At 68.3% G+C, this 26,111-nt stretch carries 24 protein-coding genes and 1 pseudogene; 18 read left to right on the forward strand and 7 right to left on the reverse strand.

Going from position 1 to position 26,111, the window contains the following annotated elements:
• Positions 1-4 precede the first annotated feature (4 nt).
• The 3 genes from L1Z78_RS24865 to L1Z78_RS24875 all read left to right on the forward strand — a co-directional run bounded on the left by L1Z78_RS24865 (position 5) and on the right by L1Z78_RS24875 (position 1,845).
• Positions 5-820, forward strand: coding sequence for a crotonase/enoyl-CoA hydratase family protein (locus tag L1Z78_RS24865; RefSeq protein WP_234639004.1), 816 nt, complete (start codon positions 5-7; stop codon positions 818-820).
• 76 nt (positions 821-896) lie between these two features.
• The gene (locus tag L1Z78_RS24870; protein WP_234639005.1) at positions 897-1,364 is read left to right on the forward strand and encodes a MarR family winged helix-turn-helix transcriptional regulator; all 468 of its coding nucleotides are present in this window, start codon (positions 897-899) and stop codon (positions 1,362-1,364) included.
• Between the two features lie 64 nt (positions 1,365-1,428).
• Positions 1,429-1,845, forward strand: coding sequence for an organic hydroperoxide resistance protein (locus tag L1Z78_RS24875; RefSeq protein ID WP_234639006.1), 417 nt, complete (start codon positions 1,429-1,431; stop codon positions 1,843-1,845).
• On the opposite strand, the gene L1Z78_RS24880 is transcribed toward L1Z78_RS24875, so the two are convergent.
• Positions 1,846-2,586 (reverse strand): 2'-5' RNA ligase family protein, encoded by a 741-nt coding sequence (locus L1Z78_RS24880; RefSeq protein ID WP_234639007.1) that lies wholly within the window; start codon positions 2,584-2,586, stop codon positions 1,846-1,848.
• A gap of 64 nt (positions 2,587-2,650) precedes the next feature.
• Here L1Z78_RS24880 and L1Z78_RS24885 point away from each other — a divergent pair, with 64 nt between their 5' ends.
• Entirely contained in the window at positions 2,651-3,712 is a 1,062-nt protein-coding gene (locus L1Z78_RS24885; protein ID WP_234639008.1) for a serine/threonine protein kinase, read from the forward strand.
• Positions 3,713-3,830: 118 nt separating this feature from the next.
• On the forward strand, positions 3,831-4,781 hold the full coding sequence (locus L1Z78_RS24890) for a diguanylate cyclase (protein ID WP_234639009.1): 951 nt from the start codon (positions 3,831-3,833) through the stop codon (positions 4,779-4,781).
• Positions 4,782-4,859: 78 nt separating this feature from the next.
• Here L1Z78_RS24890 and L1Z78_RS28025 read toward each other — a convergent pair.
• Positions 4,860-5,341, reverse strand: a pseudogene (locus tag L1Z78_RS28025) (hypothetical protein).
• Positions 5,342-5,611: 270 nt separating this feature from the next.
• On the opposite strand from L1Z78_RS28025, the gene L1Z78_RS24895 reads away from it, so the two are divergent.
• Complete coding sequence (locus L1Z78_RS24895) at positions 5,612-6,781, forward strand: MFS transporter (protein WP_234642259.1); 1,170 nt, start codon at positions 5,612-5,614, stop codon at positions 6,779-6,781.
• Positions 6,782-6,802: 21 nt separating this feature from the next.
• On the opposite strand, the gene soxR is transcribed toward L1Z78_RS24895, so the two are convergent.
• Positions 6,803-7,276, reverse strand: a complete 474-nt coding sequence (gene soxR / locus L1Z78_RS24900; RefSeq protein ID WP_234639010.1) for a redox-sensitive transcriptional activator SoxR — start codon at positions 7,274-7,276, stop codon at positions 6,803-6,805.
• A 123-nt stretch (positions 7,277-7,399) separates the two neighbouring features.
• On the opposite strand from soxR, the gene L1Z78_RS24905 reads away from it, so the two are divergent.
• From L1Z78_RS24905 to ureG, 10 genes are all read left to right on the forward strand, one after another.
• Complete coding sequence (locus L1Z78_RS24905) at positions 7,400-7,888, forward strand: RidA family protein (RefSeq protein WP_234639011.1); 489 nt, start codon at positions 7,400-7,402, stop codon at positions 7,886-7,888.
• Positions 7,889-7,934: 46 nt separating this feature from the next.
• On the forward strand, positions 7,935-9,143 hold the full coding sequence (locus L1Z78_RS24910; RefSeq protein WP_234639012.1) for an MFS transporter: 1,209 nt from the start codon (positions 7,935-7,937) through the stop codon (positions 9,141-9,143).
• 191 nt (positions 9,144-9,334) lie between these two features.
• Positions 9,335-10,240 (forward strand): urease accessory protein UreD, encoded by a 906-nt coding sequence (locus L1Z78_RS24915; RefSeq protein ID WP_234639013.1) that lies wholly within the window; start codon positions 9,335-9,337, stop codon positions 10,238-10,240.
• A 17-nt stretch (positions 10,241-10,257) separates the two neighbouring features.
• Positions 10,258-10,560 (forward strand): urease subunit gamma, encoded by a 303-nt coding sequence (locus L1Z78_RS24920; RefSeq protein ID WP_012203116.1) that lies wholly within the window; start codon positions 10,258-10,260, stop codon positions 10,558-10,560.
• An 11-nt stretch (positions 10,561-10,571) separates the two neighbouring features.
• Positions 10,572-11,183 carry a HupE/UreJ family protein gene (locus L1Z78_RS24925; RefSeq protein ID WP_234639014.1) on the forward strand — a complete coding sequence of 204 codons (612 nt, stop codon included), beginning with the start codon at positions 10,572-10,574 and terminating at the stop codon, positions 11,181-11,183.
• A 15-nt stretch (positions 11,184-11,198) separates the two neighbouring features.
• The gene (locus tag L1Z78_RS24930) at positions 11,199-11,516 is read left to right on the forward strand and encodes an urease subunit beta (protein WP_234639015.1); all 318 of its coding nucleotides are present in this window, start codon (positions 11,199-11,201) and stop codon (positions 11,514-11,516) included.
• Positions 11,517-11,527: 11 nt separating this feature from the next.
• Positions 11,528-13,231, forward strand: a complete 1,704-nt coding sequence (gene ureC / locus L1Z78_RS24935) for an urease subunit alpha (RefSeq protein WP_234639016.1) — start codon at positions 11,528-11,530, stop codon at positions 13,229-13,231.
• Between the two features lie 5 nt (positions 13,232-13,236).
• Complete coding sequence (gene ureE, locus L1Z78_RS24940; protein ID WP_234639017.1) at positions 13,237-13,893, forward strand: urease accessory protein UreE; 657 nt, start codon at positions 13,237-13,239, stop codon at positions 13,891-13,893.
• On the forward strand, positions 13,886-14,602 hold the full coding sequence (locus L1Z78_RS24945; protein ID WP_234642260.1) for an urease accessory protein UreF: 717 nt from the start codon (positions 13,886-13,888) through the stop codon (positions 14,600-14,602). The genes ureE and L1Z78_RS24945 overlap by 8 nt, the downstream gene beginning before the upstream one ends.
• 22 nt (positions 14,603-14,624) lie before the next feature.
• Positions 14,625-15,266: an urease accessory protein UreG gene (ureG, locus tag L1Z78_RS24950; protein WP_234639018.1), complete on the forward strand. Its 642-nt coding sequence runs from the start codon at positions 14,625-14,627 to the stop codon at positions 15,264-15,266.
• 36 nt (positions 15,267-15,302) lie between these two features.
• Here ureG and L1Z78_RS24955 read toward each other — a convergent pair whose 3' ends face one another.
• From L1Z78_RS24955 to htpG, 4 genes are all read right to left on the reverse strand, one after another.
• A complete protein-coding gene (locus tag L1Z78_RS24955) occupies positions 15,303-16,058 on the reverse strand; it encodes an exosortase H-associated membrane protein (RefSeq protein WP_234639019.1) in 756 nt (251 codons plus the stop codon).
• 10 nt (positions 16,059-16,068) lie between these two features.
• Complete coding sequence (gene xrtH, locus L1Z78_RS24960) at positions 16,069-16,605, reverse strand: exosortase H (protein WP_234639020.1); 537 nt, start codon at positions 16,603-16,605, stop codon at positions 16,069-16,071.
• A gap of 152 nt (positions 16,606-16,757) precedes the next feature.
• Positions 16,758-20,366, reverse strand: coding sequence for an IPTL-CTERM sorting domain-containing protein (locus L1Z78_RS24965; protein ID WP_234639021.1), 3,609 nt, complete (start codon positions 20,364-20,366; stop codon positions 16,758-16,760).
• A 365-nt stretch (positions 20,367-20,731) separates the two neighbouring features.
• Complete coding sequence (gene htpG / locus L1Z78_RS24970) at positions 20,732-22,678, reverse strand: molecular chaperone HtpG (protein ID WP_234639022.1); 1,947 nt, start codon at positions 22,676-22,678, stop codon at positions 20,732-20,734.
• 236 nt (positions 22,679-22,914) lie between these two features.
• Here htpG and aqpZ point away from each other — a divergent pair, with 236 nt between their 5' ends.
• Both aqpZ and L1Z78_RS24980 read left to right on the forward strand, forming a co-directional pair.
• On the forward strand, positions 22,915-23,619 hold the full coding sequence (aqpZ, locus tag L1Z78_RS24975) for an aquaporin Z (RefSeq protein WP_234639023.1): 705 nt from the start codon (positions 22,915-22,917) through the stop codon (positions 23,617-23,619).
• Positions 23,620-23,836: 217 nt separating this feature from the next.
• Complete coding sequence (locus L1Z78_RS24980; RefSeq protein ID WP_234639024.1) at positions 23,837-26,062, forward strand: TonB-dependent receptor; 2,226 nt, start codon at positions 23,837-23,839, stop codon at positions 26,060-26,062.
• The last annotated feature ends 49 nt before the right edge of the window (positions 26,063-26,111 follow it).

The raw sequence follows: 26,111 nt of genomic DNA on the forward strand, positions 1-26,111 counted from the left end.
ACCCATGGACATCGACACCCCCACCCCGCCGCCCGAAGGCTGCATCAGCTGCGAAGTGCGCGGCCATGTGCTGCTGATCGGCATCAACCGCCCCGCCAAGCGCAACGGCTGGACGCCGCCCATGTTCCAGCAGCTGGCCGAGGCCTATACCCGCCTGGAAGACGATCCCGAGCTGCGCGTTGGCGTGCTGCACGCCTTCGGCAGCCATTTCACGGCGGGGCTGGACCTGCCGGTGATGGCCGAATTCCTGCGCACGGGCAAAAAGGCCATACCCCAGGGCCTGGTCGAACCGCACGACTACGGCCTGACCGGCTACCGCCGCCGCGCCAAGCCCATGGTCGTGGCCGTCAAGGGCATCTGCTTCACCGTGGGCATCGAACTGATGCTGGGCGCCGACATCGTGGTGGCGGCCGACGACTGCCGCTTCTCGCAACTGGAGGTGCAGCGCTGCATCATGCCCACGGGCGGTGCCACGCTGCGCATGGCCGAGCGCGCCGGCGTGGGCAATGCCATGCTGCACCTGCTGACGGCCGACGAGTTCGACAGTGCCGAGGCCTATCGCCTGAACTTCGTGCAGAAGGTGGTCCCGGCCGGCCAGGAACTCGACGAGGCCTTTCGCATTGCCGAGCGGATCTCCGCCCAGGCCCCGCAGGCCGTGGTCGCCACGCGCCTGAACGTGCTCAAGGCCATCGAGCTGGGCCAGGCCGCCGCCGTGGCCGATTTCATCCCCGTGCAGCAGCGTCTCGCCAACAGCGAGGACGCCGCCGAGGGTGTCCGCTCCTTCATCGAGAAGCGGCCGGCGCGTTTCACGGGCCGATAGCCTGCGACCCCGATTTCGTCGGGGTTTTTTCGCAAAAATATTGCGCACAATTTAATTGACAGCAATAATTCACCCCATGCCAAGCAACACCATGCCCATCGACACCTCCGAACTGCTCAAGCTGGACAACCAGGTCTGCTTCGCGCTGTACTCGGCATCGCTGGCCATGACCAAGCTGTACAAGCCCCTGCTCGACCGCATCGGCCTGACCTATCCGCAGTACCTGGTCATGCTGGTGCTCTGGGAGCGTGACGGCCTGACCGTGTCGGAGATCGGCGAACGGCTGACCCTGGACTCGGGCACGCTGACGCCCCTGCTCAAGCGCCTGGAAGGCGCGGGCCTGCTGGCACGGCTGCGCGATGCCAGCGACGAGCGGCGCGTGCGCATCACGCTCACGGAACAGGGCCGCACGCTGCGCGCCGAAGCCGAAAAGATTCCCCCGTGCGTGCTGCAAAGCACCCAGTGCACCCTGCCCGAACTGCAGGCCCTGACGCGGCAGCTCGGCACGCTGCGCGAGCGCCTGGCGCCACGCGACAACGACTGAAGACGACCCGACGATTTCCTCCACCCGTCCGCACAGCCGGATATCTTTGCCAAAGGAAGACACCATGGCCCAGCTCGAAAAAGTCCTGTACACCGCCCGCGCCCACACCACCGGCGGCCGCGATGGCGCCTCGCGCACCGATGATGGCCGCCTGGACGTGACCCTGTCCTCGCCGGGCACCAGCGGCACGGGCACCAATCCCGAGCAGTTGTTCGCCGCGGGCTACTCGGCCTGCTTCATCGGCGCCATCAAGGCCGTGGCCGGCAAGCAGAAGATCACCCTGCCCCAGGACCTGGCCATTGACGCCGAAGTGGACCTGGGCACCATCCCCAACGCCTACGGCATCGCCGCGCGCCTGAAGGTCAGCCTGCCCGGCATGGACCGCGCCCAGGCCCAGGCCCTGGTCGATGCGGCCCACCAGGTCTGCCCCTACTCCAACGCCACGCGCGGCAATATCGACGTGCAGATCACGCTGGCCTGATCAGAGGCCGGCGCACCATCTGTCCGGCCGCTGCAGCCAGCGCAGCCGGCGGCTCCTGAGGTCGTAGCGCGCATGGCAGGCCAGCGGGCCGTGCGGCTCGCCGGCCGCATAGCTGACGAGCGCGATCTCGTCCAGCGCGGCCTGCCAGGGCTCCAGTCCCGGCAGGCCGCCGATCCATTGCTGCACCCGGGCACGCGGCCAGGCGCCGCTCCATGCACCCAGTGTCACATGGGGCACATAGGGGCGCAGCGGCTCGGTCAGCGCCAGTTCCCGCCCGGCCGGCACCAGTGCGCCATGCAGCCCCGCCAACGTGGCGCCCGCAGTGTCCGTGTCGCGGACCATCAGGTAGGGCGCCATCTCGAAACTGCCCCAGCCACCGAACTCCAGTTGCAGCGCGGCGGCCGGCATGGCTTGCAGCGCGTGCAGATCCCGCGCCAGTTGCAACACTCCATAGGCATCGGGCAAGGCCGCATCGCCGTCGAGGAAGCCCGCCGTGGCAACGGTCACATGCCACTGCCGCCGGTAGCGCGGCACCAGGGCATCGGCCAGCTGGGCGCGCGCTTGTGCGCAGGCCTGCCGCACGGCAGCCTGCGCATCGACCTCCAGCACCCAGACCGCATAACGCTTGCGGCCGCGATGCCAGCCGCGCCAGTCATCGGCGCCACCGTCCTGCGCTTCGGATGCGCCCGCGGCAACGCTGGCGATGGCATGCGATTGCAGGAAATGGGGCAGCAGCGGCACGGTGCGCGAATCGGTGGAGGACAGACAGGTGCAGAGCTTAAGCCAGCCCGGCGACAATCGCCCCATGTCCGCCACACCGCACGATCCCGATCTCGACGCCTCGCCGCAGGCCCGCCACGCCTATGCCCGGCTCACGCCCGACGTGGTGCTCGACGCCCTGGCCGCCGTGGGCCTGTGGGGCGACGGCCGGCTCACGGCCCTGGCCTCCTACGAGAACCGCGTCTACCAGGCCGTGCTCGAAGACGGCCAGCGCGTGGTGCTCAAGTTCTATCGCCCGCGCCGCTGGAGCCGCGAGCAAATCCTCGAAGAGCACGCGTTCAGCGCCGAACTGCACACGGCCGAGGTGCCCGCCGTGGCGCCACTGGTGCTGGGGGGCGCCACCCTGCACAGCCATGCGGGTTTCGACTTCTCGGTCAGCCCCTGGCGCGGTGGGCGGCCGCCCGAACTCGATGATTTCGAGGTACTGGAGTGGATCGGGCGGTTTCTGGCGCGCATCCATACCGTGGGCGCGGCACGGCCCTTCGCGCACCGCCCGGCGCTGGACCTGGCCGGCTTCGGCCAGGATTCGATGCAGTGGCTGCTGTCACAGCAGATGATTCCGCTGGAGGTGGAATCCGCCTGGAAGGCGGCCTGCCAGCGCGCGCTGGATCTGATGGCACCCGCCGCCGACGGCCTGAGTGCGACGGGCCATTTCGGCCTGCAGGCAGCGCGCACGCTGCGCCTGCATGGCGACTGCCATCCCGGCAACGTGCTGTGGACGCCGCTGGACGACGAAGGCCGTGGCGGGCCGCACTTCGTGGACCTGGATGACGCGCGCACCGGCCCGGCCGTGCAGGACCTGTGGATGCTGCTGTCTGGTGACCGCGCCCAGCGCACCCGCCAGCTGGGCGCCCTGCTGGACGGCTATGAGCAGTTCCGCGCCTTCGACCGGCGCGAGCTGGCCCTGATCGAGCCGCTGCGCACCTTGCGCCTGATCCACTACAGCGCCTGGCTGGCACGGCGCCAGGATGACCCCATCTTCGCCATCAACTTCCCGTGGTTCGGAACCCCCGACTACTGGCGCGGCCAGGTGGACATGCTCAACGAGCAGATCGAGGCCATGCAGGAAGAGCCGCTGTACGCTTGACCGACATCAAGTCGTCTGTCACATCAGGGACAGAAATCTTTACAAATTGTCCCTGACCCCCATGCCCTATCCAGCCTGAGGGGTTCCGGGGTATTCTCGGCCCGAAATCCGCCAGGCCATGCCCTACTCCGCCTTTCCACCGTCACTGCCCAACCCGCTACAGCCCTTGCCTGCCGCGCAGAAGGTGCTGGTGGTCGACGACGTTCCGGACAATGCCGCCGTCATCGGCCATGTGATCAAGGATTTGTGCGACCTGCTCGTGGCGCACACCGGCGAGGAGGCACTGGCCCTGGCCCGCCAGCACCAGCCCGACCTGATCCTGCTGGACATCCGCATGCCGCAGATGGATGGCTTCGAGGTCTGCCGGCGTCTGAAGACGGACCTGGAGACCGCGCACATCCCCGTCATTTTCCTCACCGCGCTGACCGAGCCCCATTGCGAGGAGCTGGGCCTGAACCTGGGTGCGGTGGACTTCGTGACCAAGCCTTTTCGCTCGCCCGTGCTGAAGGCGCGCGTGCGCACCCATCTGCAGATCGCGCAGCAACGCCAGATGCTGCAGCTGCTGTCGCACAGCGACGGGCTCACGGGAGTGGCCAACCGCCGCTTCTTCGGCGCCCAGCTGGCGCGCGAGTTCCTGCGCCTGCAGCGGCTGGGCGAGCCCCTGTCCCTGGTCATGATCGATGTGGACCATTTCAAGGCCTACAACGACCACTACGGCCATCTGGTCGGCGATGACTGCCTGGGCCAGCTGGCCCATGCCATCCAGGGCGCGCTGCACCGCCCAGGCGACCTGCTGGCACGCTATGGCGGGGAAGAGTTCGTCTGCCTGCTGCCGCATACCGCGCTGGACGGAGCGGTGCTGGTGGCCCAGGGCATCGTCGATGCACTCAGGGCGCTGGACCTGCCCCATGCAGCCTCGCCGCTGGGCGCGGCGCTGACCGTGAGCATGGGCATCGCGAGCATCGTGCCCTCGCCCTCCAACAGCGCCCAGCAATTGTTGGCCGACGCCGACCGCCGCCTGTATCTGGCCAAGGGAGCCGGGCGGGACCGCATCGCCTGGTCGGATTGAAAGGAACTCCCTCCGGGCGGCGGCGCCACTTGCCTTGCTGCTCCGGGGGAAACTGCATGCAAACCCAGGGGCCCTGACTCAGCAGCGGCCTTCCACCCGGCAGGCCGGCACGATCTGTCCGCTGGCGTCGCGCCATTGCACGGCACCCGCGGGGGCCGGGGAAGGTGCCACGGGCCCGGGCTCCTGCGCCATCCGCGGGGAGGGCTGGGAGGCACTGCGCTGCGGGTCATGGAGCACCGTGGACGAGCCCACGCCCACGCCGACCCTTGCGCCCCCCCACGCCCGTGGAGGCCCCCCCACCCCCGCGCTGCCCAGTACCTGGCCGCTCTGGTTGACCCCACGCCGACGCCCACCGGCCCCACGCCCGTACCGACGCCGGCACTCAGCCCGCCGCTGCCCAGTCCCACGCCCACAGACACCGGCCCGACAGGGATGCCGATACCCACGCCCCCTCCCACCGAGCCGCAGCCGCCCAGCAACAGCGCGCAGGCGCCCAGCAGAGTCCAGGCCTTCGGGCAGACGCGCGGCCAAGAGAGGGAAGAAAAGCAGGGAGCTGGCATACCGGATTCTTGGATGAATGCAAGTGACCGCTACAGGGTACACCCGCGCGTGGCCGCCGCATGACAGCCATATGCCCGGGTCCCAGCCAGGGGCTCGCGGGAGCCACCGCACCTGCTGCGCGCGGGTTTCCTAGAATTCACCCATTGTCCCGGGGGTCATTCCAGATGCCCTGCGCTGTCGGCAGCGCCCTTGCCGGCAGCCGCTTTTCCCTCTTCTCGCACCCTTTTATGCAAACCCGTTGGCCACCCTATGCGTGGGTGTGTTTCTCCATGTGCGTGGGCGTCATGGGCACGGCCCTGGCCAGCCCGCTGTATCCCCTCTACCAGCAGGCCTGGGGGTTGCTGCCCAGCCACATCACGCAGATCTTCGTCGCCTACATGTTCGGCGCCCTGGCCAGCCTGCTGTTCCTGGGCCGGTTGACGGACCGCTTCGGCTTCGTCGCCGTGCTGCGCGCGGGCCTGATCCTGATGACGCTGGGCGTTCTGGTCTCGGCCATGGCCTGGAACGTGCCCAGCTTCGCGCTGGGCCGCGTGGTCATCGGCGTGGCCTCGGGGCTGATCACGACCTCGGCCTCGGTGGGCATGACGCGGCTCAACAACCGGGGCGACCTGCAGCGCGCCGCGGCCACGACCAGCCTGACCATCGCCTTCGGCTTCGGCCTGGGCCCCGTGGTCGGCGGGCTGATCGCCCAGTGGCTGCCCCGGCCGCTGGTCTCGGCCTACATCCCCTCGCTGGGCCTGGGCCTGCTGGCCATCTACGCCCTGTACCAGGTGCGCATCCCCGGGCCGGCCGACCAGCGACCGGAGCAGGCACCCGCGCTGAACTGGCGCGACTTCATGCCCACCATCACGCTGCCCGAGCGGCGCTTCGCGCGGCACTACGCCCTGGGCGGCATGTGTGCGTTCTGCGCCTTCGGCATGTTCAGCCTGTTCGCCTCGCTGGCGCCCAGCTTCATGCAGCGCATGGTGCCCTGGCACGGTCCGGCCGTGTCCGGCCTGTCCATCGGCGTGATCCTGTTCCTTTCGGCAGGCTTCCAGTACCTGGCACGCCCGCGCCCGACCAAGGGTTCGGCCATCCTGGGCTTCGCCTGCCTGGTGGCCTGCAATCTGCTGCTGCTGGTCAACAATTTCGTCGGCTCGGCCCTGCTGTTCGCCCTGAGCGTCATCACCACGGCGGCGGGCCACGGCCTGTGCAATCTGGCCGGCATGTCCATCGTCAACAAGGTCTCGACGCCGGCCAACCGCACGGGCCTGCTGTCCACCTATCTGGTGGTGGGCTATGTAGGCACCATCGTGCCCATCCTGGGCCTGGGCTGGCTGTCCGACCATATCGGCCTCACCGAGGCCCTGGTCGCCTACTGCATCGTCATGGGCGCGCTGGCCGCCTGGCTGGGCTGGATGTGCACGCGCACGCCCACCCTGCCCATGCCCAGACACTGACAGGCGCCGACCGGCCCGGCTTCAGCGAAAGTGCGGACCGGGGCCGCCTTCGGCCAGGCAGTCGCCATCGTTGCGCAGAGGGCAGACCTTCAGGGACAGGCAGCCGCAGCCTATGCAACCGTCGAGCTGGTCGCGCAGCTGGGTGAGGCCTTCGATGCGCGCATCCAGCGCCTGGCGCCAGCGTGCCGACAGTGCGGACCAGTCGGCCTGCGTCGGCGTGCGTCCGCTGGGCAGGCTCTGCAATGCCTGAGCGATATCGGCCAGCGGCAGGCCCATGCGCTGGGCCACCTTGATGACGGCCACGCGCCGCAGCACGGACCGCGCGTAGCGGCGCTGGTTGCCGGCGGTGCGCAGGCTCTCGATCAGGCCCTGACGCTCATAGAAGTGCAGGGCCGAGACGGTGATGCCGCTGCGCCTGGCGACTTCGCCAACGGAAAGAATGGCTGGCGCTTCAGGCTCGAAAAGGATGGCAGGTGCGGGAAAGGACGGAGGCATGGCGAAGGAGAAATAGGCCCGGCCCTAGTAGGCCCAAGCGGGAGGACATTTGACCTCAACAATGGTTGAGGTTTCAAACTGCCAGCCTCGCCACTCCCGGCATCCACAGATTCGAGTCACGATATGCAACACGACGCGCTCCAGACGCCCCCCACGCTCCACCATCTCCAGCCCGATGGTCTCTACGATGCCTCCCCCAACGGCTACACGCACGTGGTCGCCGTCGAGGGACCGGCACAATGGGTGTTCGTCTCCGGTCAGGGCGGTGAGAACCAGGCGGGTGATCTGCCCCCGGAATTCGCGGCCCAGGCCGTGCAGGCCCTGTCCAATCTGAAGCTCGCATTGCAGGCCACGGGCGCGGACATGGACCGGGTGGTCAAGCTGACGCTGCTCATCGTCGACCATTCGGAACAGCGCTTCAACGACTGGCAGGCCGCCGTACGGCGGCACTGGAGCGCAGGCGGGCCCGGTCAGGAAGGCCTGCCACGTTTTCCGGCCTGCACCCTGATCCCCGTGCCCAGGCTGGCGTTGCCAGGCATGCTGATCGAGGTGGATGCCGTGGCCGCGCTGCCGGTCACGGACCGGCCCGCGCGGGCACCGTTGTGGGTCTGAACCATGCGGCAGCCACCCACCACCCGACACCACAGGCATTGATCCCATGCACAGCTCTCCCCCTGCCCTGTCCGCCACCTCGACCCCCGTGCTGCCACACAGCACCCTGCTGCTCATGGCCACGGCCTGCGGCCTGTGCGCGGGCGCCAACTATTTCAACCAGCCGCTGCTGCACTCCATCGCCGTGGATCTGGGCATCAGCGAGGCGCGTGCCTCGCTGACGGTGACCATGGCTCAGGTCTCCTATGCACTGGGCCTGCTGCTGCTCGTGCCGCTGGGGGACATGCTGGAGCGCCGCCGCCTGGTGCTGTGCCTGATGCTGCTGGCGGCCCTCGGCATGCTGGCCAGCGGCATGGCGCACAGCTTCGGGCTGCTGGCGGCCGGCACGCTGATGACGGGCCTGTTCTCGGTCGCGGCCCAGGTGCTGGTGCCCATGGCGGCCAGCTTCGCGGCGCCCGGCGCCAGCGGGCGCGCCGTGGGCCTGGTCATGAGCGGCCTGCTGATCGGCATCCTGGCCGCGCGCAGCGTGGCCGGCGTCCTGTCCGACCTGGGCGGATGGAACGCCGTCTACTGGGCGGGCGCCATCGCCACGGCGGGCACGGCCCTGGCGCTGCGGCGCGTGCTGCCCGAGGCACGGCCATCCCAGCGCATCGGCTACGGTCAGGTGATGCGCTCGCTGCTGACCTTGCTGCGCGAGCAGCCGCGCCTGCGCAGCCGCGCCCTGATCGGCGGACTGGGCTTTGCCACCGTCAGCGTGCTGTTCTCCACCATGGCGCTGCTGCTGGCAGGGCCGGCCTATGGCCTGGGCGATGCACAGATCGGACTGATCGGCCTGGTCGGCGTGGCGGGCGCCCTCATGGCCAACATGGCGGGCCGCCTGGCAGACAGGGGCCTGGAGCAGCGTACGACGCTGGCCGGCGGCCTGCTGATGCTGGCGGGCTGGGGGGCCCTGTGGCTGGGCGGCACCAGTCTGTGGTGGTTCCTGGCGGGCCTGCTCATCGTCGATGCCGCGCTGCAGGCCCTGCACATCAGCAACCAGAACGTGATCTACGCACTGGCGCCTGCGGCACGCTCGCGCATCAACGCGGTCTACATGACGGGCTACTTCATCGGCGCCTCGCTGGGTTCGGCCGTGGGCTCCTACGTCTGGCTGCACTGGGGCTGGTCGGGCGCCAGCCTCGCGGGCCTGGCGCTGAGCCTGGCCACGCTGGCCGTGGTCGCCCGGGACCGGACGCTGGCCCGCCGCGCCCCATAGGCCTGCACCAGCCCGCGGCCTGGGCAGCGCCGCAGGCACCACCAGCGTGCCATGGCGCATGCACTGGCGTGCAACCATTGCACCAATCCGGGGCAGCGCGCACCAGGCAGGCGCAACCCGGTGGCGCACCACATTGGCACGCTTAATGCATGAAGGAGGGCGTTTGCACCATCCTGCACGCCCGATCCTTCATGCCCGCCATCCCCCAGACAACCGCTGCTTCTGCCGCCTGTGCCGGCTGGCAGGCCCTGCTGGACCTGCGCTTCGAGCGGCGCGCGGCCCAGGGCACGGTGCTGGCGCAGGCACGCCACAGCGGCCCCCTGCGTGTTCAGAAACCGCTGCATCCCGAAGGGCCCGGCATCTGCCACGCGGTATTGCTGCATCCGCCGGGCGGCATCGCCGGGGGCGACCAGTTGAGGATCGATGTCTGCGTGGCGCCCGGCGCCCACGCCCTGCTGACAACACCCGGAGCCACGCGCTGGTACAAGTCCCAGGGCCGGCCGGCCGCGCAACGCGTGCGGCTGCGCGTGGAGGAAGGCGCCACGCTGGAATGGCTGCCCCAGGACAACATGCTGTTCGCGGGCGCCGACGCCACCATGGCGCTGGAGCTGGAGCTGGCACCTGGCGCGCGCGCCATCGGCTGGGATGCCGTGGTGCTGGGCCGCTACGGCGCAGGCGAGCAATGGCAGGGCCACGGCGCAGCGGCGCGCCTGCGCCTGGACAACCGCCTGTGCCATGGCGGCCTGCCCCTGTGGCTGGAGCAGGGCGAACTGCGCTCCACCGACACGCTGCTGGACAGCCCCGTGGCCTGGGCCGGCTTTCCGATCCAGGCCAGCCTCTGGGCGGCAGCGCCGGACCCAGGCGGTGCGCTGGCGGGCCTGAATGAACAACTGGCCACCACCCTGCCCTGGAGCGACGAGGTGCGCGCCGGCGCCAGCCTGCTGGCCGGCCAGGGCGGTGCTCCGTCCGTGCTGCTGCTGCGCGTGCTGGCGCGGCGCATGCAGGCCGCGCGCGCCGTGCTGCATGAAGGCTGGCGCCTGCTGCGCCCGGCCCTGCTGAACCAAGAAGCCCGCCCTCCCCGCCTGTGGGCCACCTGATCAACGGAGACTGACCAATGGAACTCACGCCCCGTGAAAAAGACAAGCTGCTGCTGTTCACCGCCGCCCTGGTGGCCGAGCGGCGCAAGGCGCGCGGCCTGAAGCTCAACTACCCCGAGGCCGTGGCGCTGATCAGCGCCGCCGTGCTGGAGTGGGCGCGCGACGGCAGGACCGTGGCCGAGCTCATGCACCTGGGCACCACGGTGCTGACGCGCGCCGATGTGATGGAGGGCATTCCAGAAATGATCCCGGACATCCAGGTCGAAGCCACTTTCCCGGACGGCACCAAGCTCGTGACCGTCCACCATCCGATCGTTTGAGGAGATCCGCCATGTTCCATCCCCGCCTTCTGCTCGCACCGGCCCTGCTGGCCGCCGCCACGGCCGCCAGCGCCCATACGGGGGCCGGCGTGCACCTGCACGCCGGCGACGGCGCCATGCAGGCCCTGATGGCCGGGCTGTCCCACCCCATCGCGGGCCTGGACCATCTGCTGGCCATGGTGGCGCTGGGTCTGTGGTGCGGGCTGATGCTCAAGCGCCAGTGGCTGCCGCCCGTGGCCTTTGCCGCCTGCATGGCGCTGGGCCTGGCGCTGACGCAGACCCCTTTGGCACTGCCGGCCGTGGAGCCCATGGTGGCCGCCTCGCTGCTGGCCTTCGGCCTGCTGCTGGTGGCCCAGCGCCGCCTGCCCGTGGCCCTGGCCATGGTGCTGGCGGGCGCCTTCGCGCTGTTCCACGGCTTTGCCCATGGCGAGGTCTTCCCGCATGCGCTGGCACCTGCCGTGTTCTGGGCCTACATGGCGGGCATGGTCGGCACCACGCTGATGCTGCATGCGCTGGGCGTGGCCTTCGGCCGGGCCTTGCGCGGCGGCGGCGCGAGGGCCTGGGCCGCGCGCCTGGCCGGCGTGGCCGCCATGGGCTATGGCGCCGTGGCGCTGGCCGGCTGAGCCAGGGAGCCCTCGATGACCGAACGCACCATCCCCGGCGAACTGCTGGCCGAGCCCGGCGAGATCGTCCTCAACGCAGGCCGGCCCGTGCAGGCCGTCACGGTGACCAACACCGGCGACCGGCCCGTGCAGGTGGGCTCGCACTTCCACTTCTTCGAGGTCAACGAGGCCCTGCACTTCGACCGCGCCGCCACGCGCGGCTGGCGGCTGAACATCGCGGCCGGCACGGCCGTGCGCTTCGAGCCCGGGCAGGAGCGCACCGTGGAACTCGTGGAAATCTCCGGCGACCGCATCATCTTCGGCTTCAACGCCAAGGTGATGGGACCTCTCTGAAAGGTACGTTCATGGCAAGCATCACGCGCCAGGCCTATGCCGAGATGTTCGGCCCCACCGTGGGCGACCGCCTGCGGCTGGCCGACACGGCCCTGGTCATCGAGATCGAGAAGGACCACACCATCTACGGCGAGGAGGTCAAGTTCGGCGGCGGCAAGGTCATCCGCGACGGCATGGGCCAGAGCCAGCGCATGGCGGCGGACTGCGCCGACACCGTCATCACCAATGCCGTCATCATCGACCACTGGGGCATCGTCAAGGCCGACATCGCCATCAAGAACGGCCTGATCGCAGGCATAGGCAAGGCCGGCAATCCGGACATGCAGCCGGGCGTGACCATCGTCATCGGGCCCGGCACCGAGATCATCGCGGGCGAGGGCATGATCGTCACGGCCGGCGGCATCGACACCCACATTCACTTCATCTGCCCGCAGCAGATCGACGAGGCGCTGACCAGCGGCGTGACCACCATGATCGGCGGCGGCACGGGCCCGGCCACGGGCACCTTCGCCACCACGGTCACGCCCGGCCCCTGGCACATGGAGCGCATGCTGCAGGCCGTGGACGGCTACCCCATGAACATCGGCCTGCTGGGCAAGGGCAACGCCAGCCAGGCCGCGCCGCTGCGCGAGCAGATCGCCGCCGGCGCCATCGGCCTGAAGCTGCACGAGGACTGGGGATCGACGCCCGCCGCCATCGACTGCTGCCTGGGCGTGGCCGACGAGACCGACACCCAGGTCGCCATCCACACCGACACGCTCAACGAGGGCGGCTTCGTGGAAGCCACGGTCGCCGCCTTCAAGGGCCGCACCATCCACACCTACCACACCGAAGGCGCGGGCGGCGGCCATGCACCGGACATCATCAAGGTCTGCGGCGAGGCCAACGTGTTGCCGTCCTCGACCAATCCCACGCGCCCCTACACGGTGAACACGCTGGACGAGCACCTGGACATGCTCATGGTCTGCCACCACCTGGACGCATCGATTGCCGAGGACATCGCCTTCGCCGAAAGCCGCATCCGCCGCGAAACCATCGCGGCCGAGGACATCCTGCACGACCTGGGCGCCTTCTCCATGATCTCCAGCGACAGCCAGGCCATGGGCCGCGTGGGCGAGGTCGTGCTGCGCACCTGGCAGACGGCGCACAAGATGAAGGTCCAGCGCGGCAGCCTGCCGGGCGACAACGCGCGCCACGACAACTTCCGCGTCAAGCGCTACGTGGCCAAGTACACCATCAACCCCGCACGCACCCATGGCATCGCCCATGTCGTGGGCTCGGTGGAAGTGGGCAAGCTGGCGGACCTGGTGCTGTGGCGCCCTGCGTTCTTCGGCGTCAAGCCCAGCCTCATCCTCAAGGGCGGCAGCATCGCCAGCGCCGCCATGGGCGACCCCAACGCCAGCATCCCCACGCCCCAGCCCGTGCACTACCGCCCCATGTTCGCAGGCCAGGGCAGCGGCGTGGCGCCGGCCAGCCTGACCTTCGTCTCGCAGGCCGCGCAGCAGGCCGACGTGGCCGGCCGCTACGGCCTGCGCAAGCGCACCGTGGCGGTGGAGCACTGCCGCAGCGTGAGCAAGCGCGACATGGTGCACAACGACTGGCAGCCCGACATCAGCGTCGATCCCGAGACCTACCAGGTCGTCGCCGACGGCCAGTTGCTGACCTGCGAGCCCGCCACCGAGCTGCCGATGGCGCAGCGGTATTTTCTGTTTTGATCAACATGCTCACCGTCAACAAACACATGCCCCAGGGCGGGGGCCTTGCCGCCGTGCTGGTCAGGCGCGCCGCCACGCTGGAACTGGACTGGGACATGCGCCAGAAGAGCCGTTTTGCGGCAACAGACTCCACGGGGCGCGATCTGGCCGTGGTGCTGGCGCGCGGCAGCGTGCTGCGCGGCGGCGATGTGCTGGTGGCCGAGGATGGCTCCCTGGTCGCCGTGCGCGCAGCGCCCCAGGCGGTGTTGCGCGTGACGGCGGCCACGCCGCTGGGCCTGCTGCGTGCGGCCTACCACCTGGGCAACCGGCATATCCCGGTGGAGGTCACGCCCACGCACCTGCACCTGGAAAACGACCCCGTGCTGCATGACATGCTTCTGCGCCTGGGCGCGCAGGTGGCCCTGGTGGATGCGCCCTTCGAGCCCGAGGCCGGCGCCTATGGCGGCGGCCACCGCCACGGTCATGACGCCAGCTTTGCCGAGGACCAGGCGCTGGCGCAAAGCGTGTATGCGCTGCATGACCATGGGCACGCACACGGCCACGCCCACCACCATTCCCACGATCATTCCCACGGGCATGAACATGGCCACGACCACAGCCATGACCATGCTCACAAAGGCTGCTGCGGACACGGGCACGGCCACGACCATCCGCATGGCTGACCTGTCGATACAGGGCCTGTGCGCCCTGCTGCACCTGGCCTCGCCCCAGTTGCCCGTGGGCGGCTTCAGCTATTCGCAGGGGCTGGAAGCCGCCATCGAGCACGGTCTGGTCACGGATGCCGGCACGGCGCGCACCTGGATTGCCGATGCGCTGGTCCACGGCTTTGCACGCTGCGAGGCGCCGCTGTGGCTGCTGCTGCGCAGGGCCTGGAGCGCAGGCGACGAGGGTGCGGTGCACGAATGGAACCAGTGGTTCATTGCCAGCCGCGACAGCCGCGAGGCCCGTGCCGAGACGCTGCAGATGGGCTGGTCGCTGCACAGCCTGCTGCGCGCTGTGCCCTGGGGGGGCGAGGCCTTTGCGCCCCGCATCGCACAACTGGGCGCCCTGGTGGAGGGACCCGGCCTTGCCTATCCCACGGCCTTTGCCTGCGCCTGCGCCGCCGTGGATGCGGACGAGGACCACGCCCTGCTGGCCTATGGCTTTGCCTGGCTGGAGAACCAGGTGGCCGCCGCCATCAAGGCCGTGCCGCTGGGCCAGGTGGCGGGCCAGAGCCTGCTGCTGGCCCTGCATCCGCTGCTGGGGCAGGCCGTGGGCGAGGCCCGCCGCCGCGCCAGCGAGATGCCGCCCCGGCTGGACACCATGCTGCCCCAATGGAGCGTGCTGCAGGCACGGCACGAACACCAGTACTCCCGGCTCTTCCGCTCCTGAACAACCTTTCCCCCAGTCCACCATGAACACCCGCACCAAGAAACTCCCCCCGCTGCGCGTCGGCATCGGCGGCCCTGTCGGCTCCGGCAAGACCACGCTGCTGGAGATGTTGTGCAAGGCCATGCGCGCGCACTACGACCTGGTGGTCATCACCAACGACATCTACACCAAGGAAGACCAGCGCCTGCTGACGGTGGCCGAGGCCCTGCCGCCCGAGCGCATCATGGGCGTGGAGACCGGGGGCTGCCCGCACACGGCCATACGCGAAGATGCTTCCATCAACCTCGAGGCCGTGGACCGCATGCTGCGCCAGTTCCCCGAGGCCGACATCGTCTTCATCGAAAGCGGCGGGGACAACCTGGCCGCCACCTTCAGCCCCGAGCTGTCGGACCTGACCCTCTACGTGATCGACGTGGCCGGTGGCGAGAAGATTCCGCGCAAGGGCGGACCCGGCATCACCAAGAGCGATCTGCTCGTGGTCAACAAGACCGACCTGGCGCCCTACGTGGGCGCCAACCTGGACATCATGGAAGCCGACACCCGGCGCATGCGCGCCCACAAGCCCTATGTGATGGGCAGCGTGAAAAGCGGCCTGGGCCTGCGCGAGGTGATCGACTTCATCACCGAACGCGGCCTGCTGCCGCCCATGCCCGCGCAGGGCTGATCCGATCGGCCCCGCAGCCGACCCCGCAACCGGCCCTCAGCGCTGTGGCGTATGGCTGGTCGCCTTGGCCTTGGGCAGGGTGGCCGCGCTGCTGGAGGACACCAGCGGATGGCCGGTGGAGGTGGCGGCACCATCGGTCTGGCGCCATGCCGATGGCTTGGGCGCCACCATGGGCTGCGGTGCGACGGCAGGCGCCCGGCTGCGGTTCCAGGCCGGCAGCAGCACACGGCGCACGAAACCCATGTCCAGCGCCAGCCACAGCAGCACCGGGCACAGCGTGGGCACCATCAGCCCGCCCATCTGGTAGGCATAGACGATGGCTTCCAGCTGCCACGGCTGTATGCCCAGCACATTGAGGTCCAGGCCGGCCACCAGGCACAGCTGCATCAGCACCTGCGAGACCACGCTGAAGGTCTGCAGCGGCAGCAGCGCCACATAGCCCAGCGCGATGCGCCACCACCGACCCGGCCCCCAGGCCGCCAGCAGCAGCGCCACCAGCACCGGCAGACCGTAGCCGTAGCGGGCGGGGTCGACCTCGACGATGGCCTCGGCGCGGCGCCAGCCGGTCTGCTCGTTGGACACCTGGACCGAGGAATTGACGACCAGGTTGCGCGGCGCCTCCAGCTCCACACGCTGCACCCAGCCGCTGGCGGCGCTCTCCAGGACCCACTTGCTCATGCCCGAGACCGGCACGGCCAGCCAGCCGGCCGCCAGCGTCCAGGCCAGGGTCAGCACCACGATGCCGCCCATGGCCAGGGCGGCGAAACGCGAGATGGGATTGCGTCCGATCATCGGGCGTTCCTCAGGCCGCCACGGCGGCAGGGGGCAGCGGGGGCTCGGCGCCGCCGTCCTGCGACGGACTCCTGCGGCCGCTCCAGCGCACCCACAGCAGCCAGAACACCAGCACGTCGAGCATGATCAGCGCCTGCCACAGGTATTCATGCGCGAAATTGAAGGCCGTGGTGCTCCACTGGCCCAGATAGAACAGGCTGATGACGCGCAGCACGTTGATGGCCTGCACGGCCACGAAGCCGGCCACCAGCCCGACCAGCTTCTGGCGCCACGACGAGGGGAAGGCCATCACCGCGGCGAACAGCACGATGTAGGCCTCCAGCCCGTTGCAGCCGGCCTCGATGGACACGCCAAAGCCCGTGGCCGTGTTCCACAGCACCTTGCCCGCGGCCGATGCAGTGCTGTCGAACCAGGTCACCAGCGAGGCACAGACATGGGCCAGGAAGGACGTCCAGGGCAGCACGATGTGCTGCTGCACCCAGCTCAGCAGGTTCAGCCCGAACATCGTCAGCTGGATGGCGAGAAAGATCAGAAAGAAGCGCAGCATGGCAGGTCGTAGGTCTTGGTTGCCGGTCCTGCGACCTGGCAGTTGCACACAGTTTCCCTCTACAGGCCCCCGCATTATCTTCGGATGGCCTGATGACAACAAAGGCCGGGGCGTGCGCCACGCCACCGGCCCTTGCCGTCAGAGGACAGCCATCACGAATGCTCGCGCCGGCGCACCGCGCCCAGCGCCATCAGCGCCAGCAGGGACGACATCAGCACCAGGCCCCATTGCGACAGCGTGGGGATGCGGGCCGTGTTGTCCGGACCCGGCTTGAGCGGCGTGGTGGTCGTGCTCTTGTCGTTGTCCGGGTTGCCGTCGCCGGGCACCGAGACCGAGGCCGAGTTGCTCAGCGGGCGGGCGCCCTTGTAGGGCTTTTCCAGCCGGGTCTCCAGCGTGAAGACCGCCGTGCCGCCCTTGGCCAGCTGCGGCACGCCGCAGGTCACGGTGCGCGTGGCGCCGGCGTAGCTGCAGCCCGCCGATGCCGAGATGAACTCCAGGCCCGCCGGCAGCACATCGGTCACCGAGGCGCCCGCGGGCGACTGGGGATCGCGGCCATAGTTGGTCACGGTGAGGGTGTAGGTGGCGGTATCGCCATCGTCCAGCGGACCGGCCGGCCCCTGCTTGCCGATGCCCAGATCCACGGCATTGCCCAGGCGGCTGGTGGAGGTGCGGTCCGTGGTCGTGTTGTTGACGATCACGTCACCGCCATTGCTCAGCCATTCCGTCTCGAAGGGTTTGACCGAAGCCTCGTGGTAGATGGTGCCCCCCGAAGCCCTGCCTGGCAGATCCTGCGCCCGCATCTTGAACTTGATGGTCAGGCTCTGGCCCGGTGCCAGCGAAGGGATGGTGCACTGCAGGGGACCGCTGGTCGCGTTCAGCGCCGGCTGCACGCCGCACCAGGATGCGGAAGCTCCGGGAATGCCGGCCAGGGTCAGGCCGTTCTGGTAGCTGAAGGTGGCCGTGGAGCCCGATGCGGGGAACTTGTCTGTCACGACCACCTGGGTGGCGTAGGAAGGGCCGGAATTGGTCACGGTGATGGTGTATTCCGTGTCCTCGCCCAGCACCAGGCCGTCGGACGTGTGGCGCATGCTGATGTTCACGTCCAGCTCGGCACGCTTGAGCCTGGCCTTGGCCTCGGCCTGGTTGTTGGCCTTGGTCAGTTCCTCGGTGGTGGTGTCCACGGCGACCGTGTTGGCGATCTCCGTGTCGGCGGCCAGGTCGCCGCGCGAGCGCATCCTGTAGCTCACCGTGTACTGCGAACCTGCAGCCAGCGGATTGGCCCAGGCGCATTCCAGCGTTCCGCCGCTGATGCCATCGGTGGCGGCCGGCGTGCAGGTGCCGCCGCCGGAGACCGTGGGCGTACCGATGAAGATGGCATCCGCAGGCAGCACATCCCTCATCGTCACATTGGCGGCCGACGAGGGGCCGTAGTTGGGCACCGTGACCGTATAGGTCATGGGTTCGCCCGCAGCCGCCACCTTGGGCGAGACCTGCTTTTGCGCGGCGATTTCCGCGATGGCCTGCACGGTGATGCTGGCCGTCGAGGAATCGTTGCCGGGATCGGCGTCATGGATGTCCAGCGACTGGGCCGAGGCCGCGTTGGCATAGCTGCCGGTGGTGGCGCGCTTGGGGCGGATCACGACCTCGATCACCACTTCGGCGTCCGGCGCCATGGAGGTGATGTCGCAGGTCAGATCGCGCGTCTCGCTGTTGGCATTGCCCGAAGGAGTGCCACAGCTGGCATTGACGCCGGAGACGATGCGGCTGGAGACATAGCCGCCGCCCGGGTATTTGTAGGGCACGGGGTTGCCGGCCTCGTCCACCGGGTTGCCGCCCACGATGCGCACGCCGTCGGTCTGCTTGACCAGGGACTGCAGCGAATCGCGCACGCGCACATTGGTCACGGTCGTGGTGGCCGAATGGTTTTTCACCACCAGCTGGTAGGTGACCTCTTCGCCGCTCTTGATGGAGGCCGGCGGCACGGGGCTGACCACGCTCTTGACGATGCCCACATCCACCTTGTCGGCAGACACGGTGACCGTGGCCGAGGTGCTGGCCGACGCATTGTCCCGGCCGATCACGCCCGCCGAGGCATTGTTGGTGAAGTCCAGATAGCCCGAGGCCAGCGTGACCTTGGCCCTGACCGTGATCTGGCGGCTGGCGCCCACGGCCAGGCCTGCCATCGAGGTGCAGCTCTGGGTGGAGCAGGTCCAGTCACCCGCGCCGGTGCCTGCGCCGGACATGCCGACGATGGCCATGCGACCGTCCGCAGGGTTGTCGGAAACGGTGATCTGCTGATTCGGCAGCACGGGCATGGGGCCGTTGTTGGTCACCGTGATCGTGTAGCTGAACTCCTGGCCCGCCAGCACCGGGCGGCTGGGGCCGGCCTTGACCAGACGCAGCCGTGCGTCGTTGCTGAAGCTCACCGCCGCACTGTCGCTGTTGTTGCTCTTGTTGGGCTCGTTGAGCTCGGGCGGCACGCCGATCACACCCTGGTTGACCAGTTGCGCACCCGGCGTTCCACCCGCAGCCACGCTGGCCCTGAAGCGGATGGCCTGCATGTTGGCGTAGCCGGCCACCGGGTACTCGCCCGCGTGGGTGCAGGTGATGGTGCCGCTGTTGTGGCCGCAATTCCAGGGCGCCGTGCTGCCCTCGAAGCCCGTGAAGGTCACGCCGGCCGGCAGGGTGTCGGTGATGGTGAGATCGCGCGGTACGAGGGAGCCGCCTTCGCGGCGCGGCTGCAGCGTGTAGATCACATCGGTTGCCTGCAGCGCATCGAGCACGGTGGGCGCCACCTGCTTGCGCAGTGACACATCCACGAACTCGCTGCCGCTGGACACCACGGCGGCGCCGGCGGTGTTATTGCCGGACTGGCCGTCAGGCATCTCGGTGCTGGCGTCCTTGTAGCCCTTGACGCTGGCCGCACCGGCAATGGTGCCGCTCATGTTGGCGATGGCCGGCACGGTGATGGCCGGCAGCACGGCGCCCGGCGCCACGGGTCCGCCGCGCGTGCAGCTGAGTTCGCCCGAGATCAGCGGATAGCCCGTGGCGGGCGTGCAGCTCCAGCCGCTGCCTGCAGGCGCGCCAGTGATCACGGCCCCGTTGGGCACGGGAAAGCGCACCACGGTACGGCCACCGGCCGGCACCTCGGACGGGCCCTTGTTCTGCACGTCGATGGTGTACTGGAAGGCACCGCCGTTGGCCACGCTGGCGGGAGCCGCCACCGCAATGGCCAGGTCGGCCGCCTCGGTGGTGGTGAAGTTGCGATCGAGCTGCGTGTTGTTCTGGTCGTTGTCGTAGTCGGGCGAGGCCATGCGCGCGCTGGCCACGGCGCGCCAGTTGGTGCCCACGACCGGCAGGATGACCTGGAAGGCCACGGACTTGAAGCCATCGGCAGGCGCCAGGCTGCCGATGTTGCAGACCAGCGTGTTGTTGGCCGCGGTGAGCACCGTGCCGGCAGCCGGTGCCGTACAGGTGATGCCGCCCGGGCTGCTGCTGTAGCCCTGGAACACGGCGCCCACGGGCAGCACCTCGGTCAGGGTGACGCCAACGGCGTCGGGACCGATGTTGTTGTGCCTGACCTTGGCCACATAGGTGAAGGTGCCGCCGGCAGGGCCTGCCGATGCGTCCTGCCCGTCGTAGAGACCATCCTGGTTGACCAGGATGTCGGTGTCGGCCGGCGCCGCCACGGCAGCCGCCGTTGCCAGCAAGCCGCCGGACAGCAGCGCACGCGCCAGCCAGCCCTTTCTCGTGAAAGCCATACAAACCTCTCTTTTGCTTCGTTGACAGCGCCGAATGCCGCAGGCATGGGCGCGCGAGATGCCCGGCTGACACAGCTCTGTCAAAAAGCCGACAACCGGACGCACCAAAAGGAGGCATGATGGTTCTTTATTACCAAAAGTAAATACGATCTGTAATATTTAACAAAAGTGAGTATTTGGAAGTGTTTGTGAGTTTTTTGTGAGTCCGCCATCGATTGCCGGTTTTCCTCACGGAGCGCAGACGTGAAAAAGCCGGTGGCAGCTTGGCTGGCACCGGCTTGGAAGGCTGATCTGCCGCGCATTTGCGCGGCAGTGAGCAGGCACTGAGGCCTAGGGAATGCGCCTGGGCAATCCTTGTGAGGAACTCACGCCAGCAGCGCGTTCACACGCTTGACGTAGGCGGCCGGGTCCTCGGGCATGCCGCCCTCGGCCAGCACGGCCTGGTCGAACAGGATGTTGGCCAGGTCATGGAAATGCACCGAACCGTCCAGCTTCTTGACCAGCGGATGCTCGGGATTGACCTCGAGCACGGGCCGCGCGTCGGGCGCCTGCTGGCCGGCCTGCTTGAGCAGGCGTGCCAGTTGCAGGCTCATGCCGCCGTCCTGTACCACCAGGCAGGCGGGAGAGTCCACCAGGCGCGTGGTCACGCGCACGTCCTCGGCCTTGTCCTTGAGGGCCTCCTTGAGCTTGGCCAGCAGCGGCTTGAAGGCCTCGGCGGCTTCCTCGGCGGCCTTCTTCTCCTCCTCGTCCTGCAGCTTGCCCAGGTCCACGGCGCCCTTGGCCACGGACTGCAGCGGCGTGCCGTCGAATTCGGTCAGGTAACCCATGGCCCATTCGTCCACGCGGTCGGCCATGAGCAGCACCTCGATGCCCTTCTTGCGGAAGACTTCCAGCTGCGGGCTGTTGCGGGCAGCGGTCAGCGTGTCGGCCGTGATGTAGTAGATGGCGTCCTGGCCTTCCTTCATGCGGGCCTTGTAGTCGGCCAGCGAGACCGAGGCCTGCTCGCTGGTTGTCGAGGCAAAGCGCAGCAGCCTGGCGATGCGCTCCTTGTTGGCGAAATCCTCGCCCAGGCCTTCCTTGAGCACGGCGCCGAACTCGGCGTAGAACTGGCTGTACTTGCCTTCCTTGGCCTTGTCCTCCTCGCTGACCACATCGGTCACGCCTTCGGCGTCGGTGGAGGCCTCGTGCCGGTCGTGCTTGGCCAGGTCCTCGAGCATGGACAGCACACGCTTGGTCGAGCCATCGCGGATCAGGCGCACATCGCGGCTTTCCTGCAGCAGCTCGCGGCTGACGTTCAGCGGCAGGTCGGCCGAGTCGATCACGCCCTTGACGAAGCGCAGGTAGCCGGGCATCAGCGCCTCGGCATCGTCCATGATGAAGACGCGCTTGACGTAGAGCTTGACGCCCGCCTTCTTGTCGCGGTTGTACAGGTCGAACGGGGCCTTGGCAGGGATGTACAGCAGCTGCGTGTACTCGGTATTGCCCTCGACACGGTTGTGGCTCCAGGTCAGGGGAGCCTCGAAATCGTGGCTGATGGCCTTGTAGAAGTCCTGGTACTGCTCGGCCGTGATGTCCTTCTTGGGACGCGTCCACAGCGCGCTGGCCTTGTTGATGGTCTCCCATGCGCCGGTCTTGACCATGGCGCCAGGCTGGTCGTTCTCGCCATCTTTCCATTCCTCCTTTTCCATGAGGATGGGCAGGCTGATGTGGTCGGAATACTTGGCGATGACCTGCTTGATCTTCCAGCCGTTGAGGAACTCCTCGGCCTCGGGACGCAGGTGCAGCGTGATGCTGGTGCCGCGCTGGGCCCGCTCGATCTGCTCGACCTCGAACTCGCCCGTGCCGCCGCTGGTCCAGCGCACGCCCTCGGAGGCGGGCAGGCCCGCGCGGCGCGTCTCGACGGTGATCCTGTCGGCCACGATGTAGCCCGAGTAGAAGCCCACGCCGAACTGGCCGATCAGCTGCGAGTCGGCCTTCTGGTCGCCCGACAGCTTGTCCATGAAGGCCTTGGTGCCGCTCTTGGCGATGGTGCCCAGGTTGTCGATGGCTTCCTGCGCACTCATGCCGATGCCGGTGTCGGCGATGGTCAGCGTCTTGGCGGAGGCATCGAAGGACACGCGCACCTCCAGGTTGGGCTGGTCCTCATAGAGCGCGGCATTGTTCAGGGCCTCGAAGCGCAGCTTGTCGCAGGCATCCGAGGCGTTGGAGACCAGTTCGCGCAGGAAGATCTCGGGGTTGGAATACAGCGAATGCGTGACCAGGTGCAGCAGTTGTGCGACTTCGGCCTGGAAGGAATGGGTTTGCTTGCTCATGCAGACGGTGTCCTATGGGTTCACAACAGAGAAAAAATCAGCCCTTATCTCGGGCCGGCGTGCGCATTATCAAGATCCTACCGACCGGTGGACAGCGCAAGCCCGGGACGATTGTTCACTTTTTCGCCCTCACGCCAGCGCGGGAGCGGGGCTATAACAACGCCACTTTCCGCCGCAGGGCGGTCAGTGCGCGCAGGGCCCGGGCGCAGCGGCGGGCCTGCTTCTGGAGATTTTCCATGCACACCTCTGTTCAAAAATGGTCCGCCGAATTCCTCGGGACCCTGTGGCTGACCCTGGGCGGCTGCGGCGCGGCCGTGCTGGCCGCCGCCTTCCCGCAGGTGGGCATCGGCCTGGTCGGCGTCTCGCTGGCCTTCGGCCTGACCGTGGTCACGGGCGCCTACGCCCTGGGGCCCATCTCGGGCGGGCACTTCAACCCGGCCGTCTCCGTGGGCCTGGCCATGGGCGGGCGCTTCGCCTGGAGCGAGGTGCCCGGCTACGTCGTGGCCCAGGTGCTGGGCGCCATCACGGGCGCGGCCATCCTCTATGTGATCGCCACGGGCAAGGCCGGCGCCGACATCGGCGGCTTCGCCACCAACGGCTTCGGCACGCATTCGCCGGGCGGCTACGGCCTGACGGCGGCCCTGGTCACCGAGGTGGTGATGACCGCCATCTTCCTCATCGTCATCCTGGGCGCCACGGCCAAACGGGCCGCCGCCGGCTTCGGCGGCCTGGCCATCGGCCTGTGCCTGACGCTGATCCACCTGATCTCGATCCCCGTGACCAATACCTCGGTCAACCCGGCACGCAGCACGGGCCCGGCCCTGTTCGGCCCGGAGATCGCGATTTCGCAGCTGTGGCTGTTCTGGGTGGCCCCGATTGCAGGCGCCCTGATCGGTGCCGTGATCTACAAGGCCCTGCTGGCAGGCCCGGCCGACGAGTAAGGCCACGCAGGGGCGCACGAGGCGCCTGGCAGAAAACCCCGGCGGCTGGCGACAGCCGCCTTTTTTTGCTTGAACCTTTGGTGAAACACGGTTTTCATTTGTTGCTTGACGGCAACGAGAAGGACTTTTACCTGGGTCAAACAGGCCAACTTTACGAAATAGAAACCGAACGCTAGTGATTCGCAATAACAATTCGCGGGCTTTCATCGGAGCGAACATGCACACATTCCAACAAATCCTCCCCCCCGCGAACCTCACCCAGCTGGCCCTTGCCGCGGCCCTGAGCCTCGCGGGCACCTCGGCCCTTGCCCAGGCCAACACCACCCTGGGCACCGTGAACGTGACGTCCTCAACCGACGCTCCGGTCAAGACGGACAACGCCTCCTCGGCCAAGTTCACCGCACCGCTGGTGGACACCCCCAAGACGGTGCAGGTCATCAACGAGGAAATCATCAAGCAGACCGGCGCCACCAGCCTGCAGGACGCGCTGCGCTCCACACCCGGCATCACCTTCGGCAATGGCGAAGGCGGCAACCCCTCGGGCGACCAGCCCTTCATCCGCGGCATGGACGCCCAGGCCAGCACCTTCGTGGACGGCATGCGCGACATCGCGGCCGGCACGCGCGAGGTGTTCAACCTGGAAGCCGTGGAAGTCATCAAGGGCGCGGACTCGGCCTACGCAGGCCGTGGCGGTGCCGGCGGCTCCATCAACCTGGTGACCAAGAAGGCCAGGAACGAGAACTTCATCACGGGTGACGTGGGCCTGGGCACCGACAGCTACAAGCGTGCCACCATCGACGCCAACCGCGTACTCGGCGAAGGCGTGGGCCTGCGCCTGAACGCCATGGTGCACGATGCCGACGTTCCCGGCCGCAACGGTCCCGAGAACAAGCGCTGGGGCATCGCCCCCACCGTGACCTTCGGCATGGGCACGCCCACCGAGGTCTCGCTGTCCTGGCAGCACCTGCAGACCGACAACATCCCCGATGGCGGCGTGCCCTACCTGTACGGCAACACGGCCGCGGCCGGCCTGCCCGGCGGCAGCGTGGTCCGGCCCACCTACGGCGGCAACCGCGACAACTGGTACGGCCTGACCAGCCGCGACTACGAAAAGGAAAAGAGCGACCTGTTCACGGCCACCGTCGAGCACAGGTTCACCGACACCCAGAAGTTCCGCAACAGCCTGCGCTACAGCAAGACCGAGCAGGACTACCTGTGGACCCAGCCCGACGACAGCAAGGGCAACGTGGTCAACGGCTACGTGTTCCGCCGCGGCAATGCACGCGTGGCCGACATCAAGACGCTGCAGAACCTCTCGGAGTTCACGGGCAAGGCCCAGACCGGCGGCGTGGGCCACAGCTACGCCTTCGGCCTGGAGCTGTCCAAGGAAAAGGCCGAATCCCGCACGGCGGCGGTGCAGACCACCAACACCACCTGCACGGCCGCCAGCCTGTGGTGCGCCTCGCTGAACAACCCGGACAGCAGCCCGCTGTGGAACCTGCCCGTGACCCTGGGCTCCCCCAGCCACAACCAGATCGACACCGTCGCCCTGTACGGCTTCGACACGCTGAAGTTCAACGACCAGTGGCTGCTCAATGCCGGTCTGCGCATGGACCACTACAAGCTCAGCTCTTCCGGCCCCGCCGGCCGCAACACGCCGGCCTATGACCTGAGCCGCTCGGACACCTTGTTCAACTACCAGCTGGGCCTGGTCTACAAGCCGGCCACCAACGGCAGCATCTACGCCAGCATCGGCACCTCCTCGCGCCCCGGCGGCTCCATGCTGGGCAATGGCAACGAGGACCTGGGCATCTCCACCGACCAGCTGGCCAATCTGGCGCCCGAGAAGACCCGCTCGCTGGAACTGGGCACCAAGTGGGATCTGATGGAAAAGCGCCTGGCGCTGACCGCCGCGCTATTCCGCAACGATGTGACCAACGCGCGCATCACCGAGAACGGCGTCACCTACATGGGTGGCAACAAGGTGGTCAACGGCGTGGAGCTGGGCTTCTCGGGCAGCGTGCTGCCCGGCCTGAGCGTCTTCGGCGGCTACACCTACATGGACAGCGAGCAGAAGAACGCGGGTGCGGGCAACGTGGCCAATGGCCTGCCGTTTCCCAACACGCCCAAGCACAGCTTCAGCCTGTGGACCAGCTACAAGCCCATGGCCAGGCTCACCATCGGCCTGGGCATCTACGCCCAGAGCAGCGTGAACCAGGGCTATATCCGCTCCACGGTGGATGGCGGCATCGTCACCAAGGGCGCCAATGGCTATGCGCGCTATGACGCCATGGTGGCCTACCAGATCGACCGCAACCTGACTCTGCAGCTGAACCTGTACAACCTGGGCGACAAGGTCTACTACAGCGGCGTGCGTTCGCCCCACTACGCGACCATGGCGGCAGGCCGCTCGGCCGTGGCCTCGCTCAAGTGGACGTACTGATCTGCCGATCGCCCCAGGCGAACGCGCAGCGGCTTGACGCTGCGCAGAT

The sequence above is a fragment of the Delftia tsuruhatensis genome (assembly GCF_903815225.1).
In the GTDB taxonomy this organism is placed as follows: domain Bacteria; phylum Pseudomonadota; class Gammaproteobacteria; order Burkholderiales; family Burkholderiaceae_C; genus Comamonas; species Comamonas tsuruhatensis_A.